The following is a 13253-nucleotide window of genomic DNA, read 5'->3' on the forward strand; positions in this document are numbered from 1 at the left end:
CTAAAATAGCCTGAATTGGCAATCTCGCAATCAGACTCAGTTTTAAGGCCCGAAAATACGTGAAATACCTCATCGCCATCCTCCTTTTATCCACGCAACTGGTTTTTGCTCAAAATACAGAGGGCGAGAAGCAAGGTGTTATTGGGATCCGTTACACCAAAAACGCCGAAGGAATGATTGTGATTAAGTACGTCGAGGACAAATCCCCGGCAGCCCAGGCCGGAATTCAGGTCAACGACATCATGATTAGCGTCGATGGGTCAACCCTCAAAGGCATGGATCCAGCCAATATTAAGAACATGCTTCGTGGCAAAGTCGGCAGTACCGCCGAGATCAAGTTAGAAAATCCTCAAACCAAGAACGAATACTCCGTTAGCGTAGTTCGTAAAGTTGTCCATTTTGGGACGAGTGATGCCCCAAAAGAGTCTGCAAAAAATAACCCTCCAGCGGATATCAAAACTGCCGATAAAGCTGAACTAGCCCCTAAGGGAGCACCCCCTCAGGTAGCGCCCCCTAAAATCAATATCAAGGCAATTGAAAAAACTCCAGCGCCTTCAGCCCCATCTGCGGCAGCAGTCACGCCTGCGCCCTCCAGCGCTAACCCAGAGAAAGCAGCTGCAAGCGCTTCGAGCGACTCCAAATACTTTATTCAAACTGGTGCTTTTTTTACTAAAGAAATTGCCAATGATCAGGTGGCAGCGTTCAATCAAAAAGGCTACACCAGCTTTGTTGATCCCGCAAAAATTAACGGCAGCAATATTTTTCGTGTTCGTATTGGACCCCTAGCAAATCAACAAAGTGCTGAAGCACTATCCAAAAAACTGGCTAGTCAAGGAATTACCAACTCGATCATTGAAACATCTCAGACAACATCTAAGAACTAATCGAGTTACATCATGCAAATCATTTGGATTTCAGGGGCAACCTCCCACTACAGAAAATTTAACATCACCAAGACCCAGCTAACTCGGTTTGCTGCTGCACTCGGCTTCTTGTTCATCATGATTGGAAGTGCCATCTATTTCATGGGCTTTAGGGTTGCCATTAAATTTGACCCTGGTATGGCACGCGATATGGGTGGTGTGATTACCTCAGAAGAGCTGTATCACGTTGAGGATGAATACCGTGAAAAGCTGAGCAAACTCCAGGGCAACTTAAAGGCAATGGATCAGAAAATTGATGCACTCAGCAAGATTAACGAACAGTATGCCGCGCTCGCAACACCACTGCCACTAAAGGACAAGCGCAAAGATAAAGAGAGCGAGACAGGTGCAGGCAAAGGTGGTCCATATTTGCCCCTCTTTCCCTATCAGGTTCATTTTGAAGAAAACACCAGCCTAAGACACAGCATTATTAAAACTCTAGAGTCTACAGAGAGTCTTGATAAAAAAATACAGTCGCTCAAAGAAGCCTGGCTAGAAAAATATGAGCGCTTGATTCCCTTGCCTACAAAACCACCCTTAGCGGCTGGCTATGGCTTAAGTAGTAACTTTGGTGCACGCTTAGACCCCATTACCAACAGTCCCGCCTTTCATCCTGGTATTGATTTCAATGCCAAACCTGGCACCCAGGTATTAGCAGCCGGCAATGGCACCGTCATTCGGGCAAAGCACGATCCAGAATTGGGTAATGTCATTGAGATTAAACATACTGAAGGCTTTACTAGCTTGTATGCTCATTGTCAGAAACTTTTAGTAAACCAGGGTGACACGGTTACGCGCGGTCAACTGATTGGAGAGGTTGGCAATACTGGCCGCTCTACCGGACCACACTTGCATTTCAGTGTTTATAAGAATGGTTCACTACTCAATCCGATGGATGTTTTGGCTTTTACTAAGCCAGCAGCAACTAAAGAAAACTAGGGAAAACTAAGACGAAATTCCTGCGTCTTGTTTAATCTTATTGATAGTATCTTGCAGCTGAGTAGCTGAATCAGGCGTAGTGTTTGGCTCCGCCCTCTTTGAAATCATCTGCCCATTGAGGGTAGCCCCAGGCTCAATTCCGATGGTGTCATAGGTAACGTCGCCATGGACGTTAGCAGTCGTATGCAGCTCAACTCTCTCATGAGCATAGGTGTTGCCGTTCACCATTCCAGCTATGAGAATGCGGAAAGCATAGATATCCCCGTGCACTTCACCACCCTTACCGATTGCTACGGTAATTCTTTGGCCTGCACGTTCTTCGATATTCCCAAAAATTTTACCGTCAACTCTGACGCTTTCTGACACCATCAAGGCACCATGAAATTCAGTGGCGCTTCCAACAATGGTTCCAAAGGATTCAATCTGAGGCTCAGAAAACTTGTGCTCATTATTTTTTTTACCAAACATCGTCAGACCTCTTTAATTTTGCTTGCTGAGAAAAGCGGGAATAGTCGAAGCATCAGCGGCTATCTGCTCATTTGCTTTAAAAGCCTGCATTTGAGAGCGAGCTTGCATACCAGATAGTTTTTTATTCTGACGATATCGGTCCAGTATCAAAATACCCTTACCAAGACCTGAATAAATAGCACCTAATTTAGAAGCAGGCACTTCACGTTCGCGCTTTTTCTCCAGAATCTTCTGAGCTACAAATTCTCCGAAGCGGCAGAAGTAATTCGAGATAGTGGCATTGCTAGAGACACAGAAAAAATCTTCGTAAACAAAATGATCAATTTCACTGGCACGCAATACAGGTGGAGTGATGTAACACATTCCCAAGGAAGCCAAATTGGTGGAGATGCTCGTTTCTGCAAAATTAGTCTCAACCCTACTTGGCACTGCCATGATGGCTTGTTTATTTTTGCTGATCAAGGGGCTGTTGCGCAATACATATTCCAAGATAAAAATTTCAGTGCTGGCTAATTCAAATTTTGAGGTTGAGGTTGGCACCAGAATGACATCAAAATCATGCATAAAATTTTCCGCCATATTTGGCGTCCAAGTGAGGTCAGAAATGCTGACATCAAAACCGGTTGAAAATTTACGCAAGGAAGATCTAGCGCTCAATAAAGTCATGCCAGCACTTTGATAAGACATTTCAGCGCGATAGGTCTCTATGCCAATATTTGGAGCCTTCTTAATCCAAGCAGAAGATGAGCTTTGTTCATCGTAATCAATCAATGAAACCTTCAAACCTTTTTGGAGTGCGAGGTACGCAGCAAGATTGGCGGCAATCGTACTTTTGCCAACCCCACCCTTGCGATTTGTTACCAAGACTTTTATTGTTTCCATGACAATCACCCGTTCTGCTTTGCTGAAATTGGACATTCATCCTATTGCTATGCATCACAATTTGCAACAAATTTCTCATAAAAATTAAGCAATTGCAGATCAAACTTCAATATAAAAACCAGCATCGAAGAGTTCAACCATGTAAATGTCAGCATTATCCTTACATAAATCCAATGATCAGGATATTTGCTCGATAAAAATCAGCGCTCTATTACTTAGTGGATGGAAAAGAATCTAGCTCTTGATGACTTACAAAAAACATTTCTTGTTTACTAATAGGATCTACAAAATACAGCTCTTTGGCTAAGAGCTGCAAAGGCTTGGAGAAGTCTAAGTCGTACTCTTGATAAGGGGTAAGAAGCGGATAGATTTGATCATTTCGAATGGGAATGCCTAATGCATTTAAATGACTGCGCAATTGATGTTTCTTGCCACTACCCGGAATTAAGCGATACCGGGCCCAAGGCTTGTCGACTTCAAGTAACTCGATATAGGTATCTGTATTGGGTTCACCCGGCACTTCTTGCATCTGTAAAAAATGCTCAGACTCTACCAATCTACTGCGGTAAGTCATTGGCAATTTGAGGGCTTGTTCCTCGCTATAGGGTGCAATGGCTTCGTATACCTTCTTAACAGCTCGATCTCTAAACAGATTTTGATATTGCGCTCTTTCTTGTGCTTGCACGGAAAAGATTACCAGGCCGGCAGTGTCTCGATCAATGCGATGAATTGGGCTTAAGGTTTGAATGCCAGTTCGCCTTTTGAGTCGATTGAGTAAAGTTTGGTGCAGGTAAAGGCCGCTGGGTGTCACTGGTAAAAAATGGGGTTTATCGGCAACAACAATATGCTCGTCTTGATAGAGAATTTCTTCTGTGAAAGGAATTTCAGGTTCACGGGCTAAACGCCTGAAATACATTAAATGGGTGTTTGCTTGATAAGGATCGCCAGCTCGCACTGGTTCGCCATCCATGGTCATGACTAAACCTTCAGCAAAACGTGCTTCCCACTCACTTGACTGAATGTGCGGAAATGTATGGATAAAGAATTCCAGTAAACCTTGGAATTGTTGATCGCCCGGTAAAAAGACTCGCGACGACGAGACCCCCTCAGCATTGACTTTCATAAATCAGATAGAGAACGGGTAATTGCCATAAGGGGAAACTAGGGGTATTTTAGGTCGTAGATATATCAGGAGAGACTGTCACCCAATGATTCTATTGCATGCTTATACTTAACCCTCATCCAAAGATAAGTGAATCCGTAAAATGAGTCCCATCCTACCAATACGTCTTAGCACTTTTGCAATTTGCGTTGCTGGAACAATAATTAGCGCGGTTGGCCTTTTTATAAATCCCGTTGCATGGTATCCCTTGGCTATTTTTGGTCTCCTGACGATTCTTGGAATTCATGATCGCCTGCAAACAAGACATGCTGTTTTGCGCAACTACCCCATTTTGGGTCACATGCGTTTCTTATTGGAATTTATTCGACCCGAGATTCGTCAATACTTTATTGAGGGCGATAACGACAAAACGCCTTTCTCCAGAAGTCAGCGGACTCTGGTGTACTCACGCTCTAAAGCAGTTTCAGATAAACGTCCATTTGGTACAACGCTTGATGTGATGGCACCTGGTTACCAATGGATTAACCAGTCATTAGCCCCAACCCATCTATCTAACTATGACTTTCGAATCGAGATTGGCAGCAAGGATTGCACTCAAAAGTACTCAGCCAGTATTTTTAACATCTCAGCCATGAGTTTTGGAGCCTTAAGTGCCAATGCAGTCATGGCGCTTAACTTAGGCGCGAAGAAGGGAAACTTTGCACACGACACTGGTGAGGGCTCAATTTCTCGTTATCACCGCTTACATGGTGGCGACCTGATTTGGGAAATTGGCTCTGGGTACTTTGGTTGCCGTACCGAAGATGGCCAGTTCGACCCCAAAAAGTTTGCGGAGAATGCCCTTAAACCCCAAGTCAAAATGATTGAAATCAAACTCAGTCAGGGCGCAAAGCCTGGTCATGGCGGCATCTTACCGGGACCAAAAGTAACCATAGAAATAGCTGAAGCACGAGGAGTAAAAGTAGGCGAAGCCTGCGTCTCGCCATCTTCCCATAGCGCCTTCTCTACCCCATTAGAAATGATGGCGTTTATTCAGCAATTACGCGAACTGTCTGGCGGAAAGCCAGTAGGCTTTAAATTGTGCATTGGCCATCCTTGGGAATGGTTTGCGATTGTGAAGGCCATGTTGAAGACGAAAATTTATCCCGACTTCATTGTGGTAGATGGGACAGAAGGTGGGACTGGAGCATCTCCCGTTGAATTTAGTAACCATGTAGGCACACCATTACAAGAAGGTTTGCGTCTGGTGCATAACTCTTTGGTTGGGGTTAATCTACGTGAGCAAATTAAAATTGGTTGCTCTGGAAAAATTATCAGCGCCTTTGATATGGCGGTTGCTTTTGCTTTAGGAGCTGACTGGTGCAATAGCGCTCGCGGATTCATGTTCTCAGTTGGCTGCATACAGGCACAAGTCTGTGATACGGGCTTCTGCCCTACCGGCGTCACCACACAAGATCCCGATCGACAAAAGGCATTGGTAGTTACCGATAAATCAGAGCGGGTGTATCAATTTCATAAAGAAACACTCAAAGCTCTCAAGGAAATCGTTGAAGCAGCAGGTCTTCAACACCCCGTTGAAATTAACACTCGCCATATTATGCGGCGCGTTAGCGCCAATGAGGTGCGCCTCCTAGAAGACCTCTTGCCAGATATTCCTGCGGGCAGCTTACTGTCAGAGGAAGAAGGCAGCACTTTACCGAAAGTATATGAGTTGTATTGGGATGTCGCTCAAGCGGAGAGCTTTGCTGCCAAACCCCACTAAGCACTGATTGGCCATTATTTAAATTCATGAAAAAAACCGCCCGAAGGCGGTGTAGTGCTGACGCATACCAACTGCTTAGTCTGCGTAGATACCAGCTGCTTTAATAATTGGTGACCATAAATCAATCTGTGCCTTGAGATGTTTTTTCAAGCCTTCAGGTGTTGCATTGGCTTGAGATGGAATCTCTACACCCAATTCAGCCATATGTTGCTTATAGAGCGGATCTTGAATAGCGCCTTGCAATGCCTTAGCAAGCTTATCCATTTCTGCTTTTGGGGTGCCTTTAGGTGCATACACGCCATGCCACACTTTGACCTCAAAGTTCTTTAAGCCCTGCTCATTCAAAGTTGGAATCTTGTCAAACGCTTTGATACGCTGCAAGGTGGTTGAGCCATATGGCTTCACAGCGTTAGTTGCCAGCTGACCAGAAAGGTTGGTAGTCTGATCACACATAAGTTGCACTTGACCACCAATCAGATCTGTCAATGCAGGTGCTGTGCCTTTATATGGCACAGTCGTTAAGTCCAACTGTATACGGCTCATAAAGAGTAGGCCGCACAAATGGCTTGCAGAACCCACTCCGGCATTTGCATAAGCAATCTTGCCCACGTTTGCTTTCATGTAAGGAAGCAGTTCTTGGAAGTTCTTCGGAGGCAGATCTTTGTTGCCAACCAAAATCATTGGCACGTCAGCAACCTGGCCAACATACTCATAATCAGTCATTGGGTCAAACCCAAGGTTCTTATATAAGGCTGGCGCAGTGGACATGCCGATGTGATGAATGAGTAAAGTGTAGCCGTCATTCTTAGAATTAATTACGCGCTTCGCTGCAATCGTGCCGCCCGCACCAGGACTGTTATCAACGATTACCTGGCCTTTCAGTTGCTTGCCCATTGCAAGAGCTAACTCACGCGCCACTTTATCGGTTGGGCCACCTGCTGAGAATGGAACCACCAAAGTAATTGGTCGATCTCCAGGAAAATCAGCGGCATTTGCTGTAGTAGCACCAATACCTAAAATACAAAGCGATATCGCAGCAATGCGAGAAATTGAAAGAGACATTTTCACGGGAATCCTTACTATTCGTGGTTAAAAATACAAACTTAGAGTTTAAAGAAATTTTTTAATTGATGGGAGCTTTTTGCTGGAAAGAACCCATTTAGACATAAAAAAGGCCACCCGAAGATGGCCTTATGGTGCAGCTTCAGCTCCTACTCGCGTGAAGCCTTCTTACGATCATGCTCCTTCAAGTGGCGCTTACGAACACGCACGCTCTTAGGGGTAACTTCAACCAACTCATCATCGCTGATAAATTCAACAGCGTATTCCAAAGTCAAATCAATAGGAGTTACTAAGCGAACCGCTTCATCGGTGCCAGAAGAGCGCACGTTGGTGAGTTGCTTACCTTTAATGGGGTTAACAACTAAGTCGTTATCACGACTATGAATACCAATCACCATACCCTCATATACAGGGTCACCATGCTTGACAAACATGCGGCCTCGATCTTGCAATTTCCAAATAGCATAAGCAACCGCTTCACCGTCATCCTGGCTAATCAATACACCGTTATGACGCTCACCTAAGACACCATCCTTAGCAGGTGCGTAGGCATCAAAGGTATGGCTCATCAAACCATTACCACGAGTCATGGTCATGAAATCGCCCTGAAAGCCGATCAAGCCACGTGCCGGAATGCGGTACTCAAGACGAGTGCGGCCTTTGCCATCACTCACCATATCCTGCAACTCACCCTTACGCTTACCTAAGTCTTCCATCACTGCGCCTTGAGTAGAGTCCTCTACGTCAACTGTTAAGTTTTCGTACGGCTCCATCTTGACGCCATTCTCTTCATGGAAAACTACGCGTGGACGTGAGACAGCCATTTCATAACCTTCACGACGCATGGTCTCAACCAAAATAGTAAGGTGCAGTTCACCGCGACCCGATACTTCAAAAACGGTATCGTCATCTGTTTCTCTGACACGCAAAGCCATATTAGATTTGAGTTCGCGATCTAAACGTTCGCGAATCTGACGACTGGTTACAAACTTACCTTCACGACCAGCCAATGGGCTAGTGTTCACCATAAAGTTCATGGTCAAGGTTGGCTCATCAATCTTCAGCATTGGTAATGCGTCTGGTTTGTCAACCGCACAAACTGTTGTACCAATCGCTAATTCTTCAATACCATTGATCAAGGCGATATCCCCAGCGATTGCCTCTTCAACAACTTCGCGCTCTAATCCCTTGAACTTCAATACCTGATTTACACGACCTTTAAATGGCACACCATCTGGACCATTCATGCAAATCACTTCCATGCCGGACTTAACGCGACCACGATTTACACGGCCAATACCAATTTTTCCTACATAACTGTTGTAGTCAATCGAAGAAATCTGGAACTGTAAGGGACCATCTGGATCATCGTCACGAACAGGAACGTGCTCTAAGACGGCATCGAATAATGGGCGCATATCGCCTTCACGAACATCTTCACTCATACCCGCATAGCCATTTAAGCCCGATGCATAAATGATTGGGAAGTCGAGCTGCTCTTCTGTAGCGCCAAGTTTGTCAAATAGCTCGAAGGTTGCGTTAATCACGTAATCACAACGAGCGCCTGGACGGTCAACCTTATTAATCACAACGATTGGCTTTAAGCCAAGAGCCAATGCTTTCTTGGTCACAAAGCGGGTTTGTGGCATTGGGCCCTCGACCGCATCAACCAAAAGCAATACACCGTCAACCATAGAGAGCACACGCTCTACCTCGCCGCCGAAGTCCGCGTGTCCCGGGGTATCAACAATGTTGATATGCGTGCCGTCGTATTCAACTGCACAGTTCTTGGACAAAATAGTAATGCCACGCTCTTTTTCCAGATCGTTTGAGTCCATGACGCGTTCGGTCATTTTTTCATTAGAGCGGAATGTGCCAGATTGGCGTAAAAGTTGATCAACCAAAGTAGTTTTACCGTGGTCAACGTGGGCGATGATAGCGATGTTACGAAGTGCGCGTTTAGTCATGTGAAGCTTTTGAGGTTAAAAATAGGGTTGGAATAAGGTTAGTAAATAAATAAGTCAGTTTGATTTAATGGACCTGAGAAATCAGACGCCTCGGATGCAAAACCCCAGAGCGCCAGTCAGCAGTTCCAATAAAGTTATGGGGAGCAGCAGTGGCACGGTAAATACGTACCAAAGCCTCAATAGAGGGTAAGTTAAGCGGTACGCGTTGCCCCATCTCTAGACGCTTTGCTTGTTGCTCATCCACTGTCAGGTGGGGCAAGGTTTGGAGTAAAGCATCTACCGGCAAGATGTAACTGGAGCTATTTTGTAAGCCGCTCTGAATCGATTCAATCGTAAATGACTGCTCTAAATTTAAATGCCCTACTTCAGTACGGCGTAAGCCAACCAAATGAGCGCCACAGCCTAGAGCATTGCCAATATCCTCAGCCAAGACGCGGATATAAGTGCCTTTGCTGCAAGATACTTCCAAGGTCGCTTCTGGCCACTGGATATTAGTCCAACGAATGTGATGAATGGTGATATCACGAGCAGTACGCTCTAACTCAACACCAGCACGCGCATATTCGTATAAAGGTTTACCGTCACGCTTGAGCGCTGAATACATTGGCGGAACTTGAGAAATCGGACCAGTAAATTTTGGGAGTAATGCATCTAATCCTTTTTTAAGCTCTACTTCACTTGCAAAGACGGGTAAAGCTAGCTCTTCAATGATGAGGCCTTCCGCATCGCCGGTATCAGTTCGTGACCCAAATTTCACCTGAGCAATATACGTTTTATCAGCTTCCAGTAAATCTTGAGAGTACTTAGTAGCTTCACCCAAGCAAATTGGCAAAAGACCAGTCGCCATGGGATCTAAGGTACCCGTGTGGCCTGCTTTATCAGCATTTAATGCGCGCTTGACAGCGGTAACCGCACCCTGAGAGCTCATTCCCGCAGGCTTATCTAGCAACACTACGCCGTCGATCCGAGTAGCCATGAAATTATTGAGTCTCATCTTGATGATCGCTGCGATCACTATCTACTGCTTGATCGATCAAACGAGACATCTCTATGCCATGCTCCACTGAGCTGTCATAGTGGAAATGTAATGTCGGCACGGTATGAATATGCAAACGCTTAAACAATAAAGAGTGTAGATATCCTGCTTTTTCTTGAAGTGCTTTTAAAGCATGCTCAGGCTCTGCACCTAACACCGTAAAGAAGACTTTTGCATGCGCCAAATCTGGCGTCAGCTCAATACTTTGCAAAGTAATTAAGCCTAAGCTAGGACTACGTAACTCACGGGGAATCAGCTCAGCCAGGTCTCGCTGAATTTGATCGGCGAGACGCTGGTTACGATGCGGACTAGTCTTATGCATGGGGCTGATAACTTAGAGTGAACGTGCTACTTCTGTAACTTCGAACACTTCAAGCTGATCGCCTTCTTTAATATCGTTATAGCCTTTTAATGACAGACCACACTCAACACCGGCACGAACTTCTTTGGCATCATCTTTAAAGCGCTTAAGAGAATCCAACTCGCCAGACCAGACAACCACGTTGTCACGCAAGAGTCGAACGCTTGAAGAGCGTTTAACAACGCCATCAACCACCAAGCAACCTGCAATAGCACCAACTTTAGATACCAAGAAGACTTGACGGATCTCAACGAGACCGGTGATTTCTTCTTTCTTATCTGGAGTCAACATGCCGCTCAAAGCTAATTTCACTTCGTCAACAGCGTCATAAATAATGTTGTGATAACGAATATCGACACCATTATTCTCAGCTAGCTTACGAGCCGCCGCATCTGCACGTGAGTTAAAGCCAATGATGACTGCTTTAGAGGCAACCGCCAAATTGACGTCGGTTTCCGTAATGCCGCCCACAGCCGCGTGAACGATTTGCACTTTCACTTCAGGTGTAGAAAGCTTCATGAGAGATTGTGACAAAGCTTCTTGTGAGCCCTGCACGTCAGCCTTGATGATCAATGGCAACAGCTTCGCCTCAATTGCACCCTCTTCCATGTTTTCCATCATGGTTTCGAGCTTGAATGCTTGCTGCTTCGCCAACTTCACGTCACGGAACTTACCTTGGCGGAAGAGCGCAATTTCGCGAGCTTTACGCTCATCAGGAACTACCTGCACAGACTCACCAGCAGCGGGCACTTCAGATAGACCTTGAATCTCTACCGGAATAGAAGGGCCAGCCTCATTACATGGCTTACCGTTTTCATCCATCATCGCACGCACACGACCGAAGGTTGAGCCTGCCAAGAGCATGTCGCCACGTTTAAGTGTTCCAGATTGAACCAAGATCGTTGCGACCGGTCCCTTACCTTTATCTAAACGCGCTTCGATCACTAAGCCTTGAGCTGGAGCATCTTTTGCGGCCTTGAGCTCCAAGATTTCCGCTTGCAAAAGTACGTTTTCTAACAATGCGTCAATACCCTCGCCAGTTTTTGCAGATACTGGTATGAATGGCACATCTCCACCGTATTCCTCAGGAACTACCTGCTCTGCTACCAACTCAGTTTTTACACGATCAGCATTAGCTTCTGGCTTATCAATCTTGTTAATAGCAACAACTAAAGGCACGCCGCCAGCAACCGCATGGTGAATCGCTTCTTTAGTTTGTGGCATCACACCGTCGTCTGCAGCTACAACCAAGATCACGATATCCGTTGCCTTAGCACCACGAGCACGCATTGCTGTAAAAGCTTCGTGACCTGGGGTATCTAGGAAAGTAATCATTCCACGCGGAGTTTCTACATGGTATGCGCCAATGTGCTGAGTAATACCACCCGCTTCACCCGTAGCGACTTTAGCTGCACGAATCTTATCGAGCAAAGAAGTTTTACCGTGGTCAACGTGACCCATGACAGTTACGACTGGTGGACGTGGTAGCAATTCTGCATCATGACCATCGGTGCCAAGATCTAAATCAGGATCATCCAATTTAGCAGCATGCGCGGTATGACCCATCTCTTCAACGATGATCATTGCGGTATCTTGATCCAGTACCTGGTTGATAGTAACCATCTGGCCCATACCCATTAGCAGCTTAATCACTTCAGCGCTCTTGACGGCCATTGCATGAGCCAACTCAGCAACCGTAATCGTTTCAGGAACATGCACGTCACGCACCACTGGTTCCGTTGGAACCTGGAAGTTTGTATCTACGTTAGCTTCAGCGATTTGGCGTTGTTTTTTGCGACCGCCGCCTGAGCGCCAACCACCAACACCACCAGATGAATCACCGCGAGTTTTCAGACCACCCGGTTTCTTGGCGCCTTCTTCTTGCCAAGTAGAGGATGTCTCTGCAGACTTAATGGTTTTACCCCCAACCTTAGCTGGAGATTTTTTCTTGTCATCTGCACCTTCTGCTTTAGCAGGTTTATGCAAAGTACCCTTTTTCGCTTCTTCAGCGGCTACTTCGCTTGGCGCTTTCAGAACACGGGCAGGCGCACTCATCATGTCACGAATAGCCAAAGCTTCCGCTTCAGCAGCAGCGCGACGAACACGAATCTCAGCCAACTCTTTTTCTTTACTTGCCGCTAGCTCTTTAGCAGCTTTATCGCTCTGGGCTTTCTTTTCAGCGGCAGCTGCGGCTGCGGCAGGAGCCTTGTCCTCAGGTTGAGCTTCAGCAACAGGCTGTGCCACTTCTTTTTGACGAGCCTCTTCAGCCGCCTGCATCTCTGCCTCTTGACGAGCCAATAATTCCGCTTGACGAGCTGCTTCAGCTGCGCGTTTTTCTAATTCCTCTTCAGACAGAATTGACTTAGCTGGTGCAGCAGGTGAAGCTGCTTTTGCTGGCGCCTCTTCGGCTGCAGGCACTTTTTCTCCCGCCTTCACTAGCACACGCTTTTTGCGTACCTCAACCTGAACGGTACGTGTTCGTCCAGCAGAATCCGCCTGACGAATCTCAGAGTTCTCGCGCTTGATTAAAGTAATCTTTTTACGAGCTCCAGCCTCGGTATTACCGTGTGCCTTTTGCAAATGCTCAAGCAGAACAGTCTTGTCCTTCTCGGTAATGCTCTCATCCTCAGAATTCTTATCGATACCAGCCGACTTCAATTGCTCCAAGAGGTCAGCCGCGGTTCTTTTAAGTTCCTTAGCGAGTACTTTTACTGTTGTTGTTGCCATGCA

At 46.0% G+C, this 13253-nt stretch carries 11 protein-coding genes; 3 read left to right on the forward strand and 8 right to left on the reverse strand.

The features are described 5' to 3' along the window. Positions 1-59 precede the first annotated feature (59 nt). Complete coding sequence (locus C2740_RS05925; RefSeq protein ID WP_215292273.1) at positions 60-884, forward strand: SPOR domain-containing protein; 825 nt, start codon at positions 60-62, stop codon at positions 882-884. Positions 885-896: 12 nt separating this feature from the next. After that, entirely contained in the window at positions 897-1862 is a 966-nt protein-coding gene (locus C2740_RS05930; RefSeq protein WP_215292275.1) for a M23 family metallopeptidase, read from the forward strand. Between the two features lie 6 nt (positions 1863-1868). Here the strand turns inward: C2740_RS05930 and C2740_RS05935 are convergent, their stop codons facing one another. The 3 genes from C2740_RS05935 to C2740_RS05945 form a co-directional block, all read right to left on the reverse strand. Further along, positions 1869-2330, reverse strand: coding sequence for a polymer-forming cytoskeletal protein (locus C2740_RS05935; RefSeq protein ID WP_215292277.1), 462 nt, complete (start codon positions 2328-2330; stop codon positions 1869-1871). 12 nt (positions 2331-2342) lie between these two features. Continuing rightward, entirely contained in the window at positions 2343-3212 is an 870-nt protein-coding gene (locus tag C2740_RS05940) for an AAA family ATPase (protein ID WP_215292279.1), read from the reverse strand. 211 nt (positions 3213-3423) lie between these two features. After that, entirely contained in the window at positions 3424-4335 is a 912-nt protein-coding gene (locus C2740_RS05945) for a pseudouridine synthase (protein ID WP_215292281.1), read from the reverse strand. A 142-nt stretch (positions 4336-4477) separates the two neighbouring features. Here C2740_RS05945 and C2740_RS05950 point away from each other — a divergent pair, with 142 nt between their 5' ends. Beyond that, positions 4478-6097 (forward strand): FMN-binding glutamate synthase family protein, encoded by a 1620-nt coding sequence (locus C2740_RS05950; protein ID WP_215292283.1) that lies wholly within the window; start codon positions 4478-4480, stop codon positions 6095-6097. A gap of 75 nt (positions 6098-6172) precedes the next feature. On the opposite strand, the gene C2740_RS05955 is transcribed toward C2740_RS05950, so the two are convergent. The 5 genes from C2740_RS05955 to infB all read right to left on the reverse strand — a co-directional run bounded on the left by C2740_RS05955 (position 6173) and on the right by infB (position 13250). Next, positions 6173-7159 (reverse strand): tripartite tricarboxylate transporter substrate-binding protein, encoded by a 987-nt coding sequence (locus C2740_RS05955; RefSeq protein ID WP_215292285.1) that lies wholly within the window; start codon positions 7157-7159, stop codon positions 6173-6175. A 149-nt stretch (positions 7160-7308) separates the two neighbouring features. Beyond that, entirely contained in the window at positions 7309-9126 is a 1818-nt protein-coding gene (gene typA / locus C2740_RS05960; protein ID WP_215292287.1) for a translational GTPase TypA, read from the reverse strand. Between the two features lie 64 nt (positions 9127-9190). Beyond that, positions 9191-10102 (reverse strand): tRNA pseudouridine(55) synthase TruB, encoded by a 912-nt coding sequence (gene truB, locus C2740_RS05965; protein ID WP_215294333.1) that lies wholly within the window; start codon positions 10100-10102, stop codon positions 9191-9193. Positions 10103-10106: 4 nt separating this feature from the next. After that, positions 10107-10484, reverse strand: a complete 378-nt coding sequence (gene rbfA / locus C2740_RS05970) for a 30S ribosome-binding factor RbfA (RefSeq protein ID WP_215292289.1) — start codon at positions 10482-10484, stop codon at positions 10107-10109. A gap of 12 nt (positions 10485-10496) precedes the next feature. Next, a complete protein-coding gene (gene infB / locus C2740_RS05975) occupies positions 10497-13250 on the reverse strand; it encodes a translation initiation factor IF-2 (protein ID WP_215292291.1) in 2754 nt (917 codons plus the stop codon). Positions 13251-13253 lie beyond the last annotated feature (3 nt).

It is taken from the genome of Polynucleobacter sp. MG-5-Ahmo-C2 (assembly GCF_018687735.1).
Lineage (GTDB): Bacteria > Pseudomonadota > Gammaproteobacteria > Burkholderiales > Burkholderiaceae > Polynucleobacter.

Bases quoted from the DNA above. Each gene is read 5' to 3' on its own strand.
- C2740_RS05955 (WP_215292285.1), bottom strand. From the start codon at position 7,159: ATGTCTCTTTCAATTTCTCGCATTGCTGCGATATCGCTTTGTATTTTA.
- C2740_RS05935 (WP_215292277.1), bottom strand. From the start codon at position 2,330: ATGTTTGGTAAAAAAAATAATGAGCACAAGTTTTCTGAGCCTCAGATT.
- truB (WP_215294333.1), bottom strand. From the start codon at position 10,102: ATGGCTACTCGGATCGACGGCGTAGTGTTGCTAGATAAGCCTGCGGGA.
- infB (WP_215292291.1), bottom strand. From the start codon at position 13,250: ATGGCAACAACAACAGTAAAAGTACTCGCTAAGGAACTTAAAAGAACC.
- typA (WP_215292287.1), bottom strand. From the start codon at position 9,126: ATGACTAAACGCGCACTTCGTAACATCGCTATCATCGCCCACGTTGAC.
- rbfA (WP_215292289.1), bottom strand. From the start codon at position 10,484: ATGCATAAGACTAGTCCGCATCGTAACCAGCGTCTCGCCGATCAAATT.
- C2740_RS05930 (WP_215292275.1), top strand. From the start codon at position 897: ATGCAAATCATTTGGATTTCAGGGGCAACCTCCCACTACAGAAAATTT.
- C2740_RS05940 (WP_215292279.1), bottom strand. From the start codon at position 3,212: ATGGAAACAATAAAAGTCTTGGTAACAAATCGCAAGGGTGGGGTTGGC.
- C2740_RS05950 (WP_215292283.1), top strand. From the start codon at position 4,478: ATGAGTCCCATCCTACCAATACGTCTTAGCACTTTTGCAATTTGCGTT.
- C2740_RS05945 (WP_215292281.1), bottom strand. From the start codon at position 4,335: ATGAAAGTCAATGCTGAGGGGGTCTCGTCGTCGCGAGTCTTTTTACCG.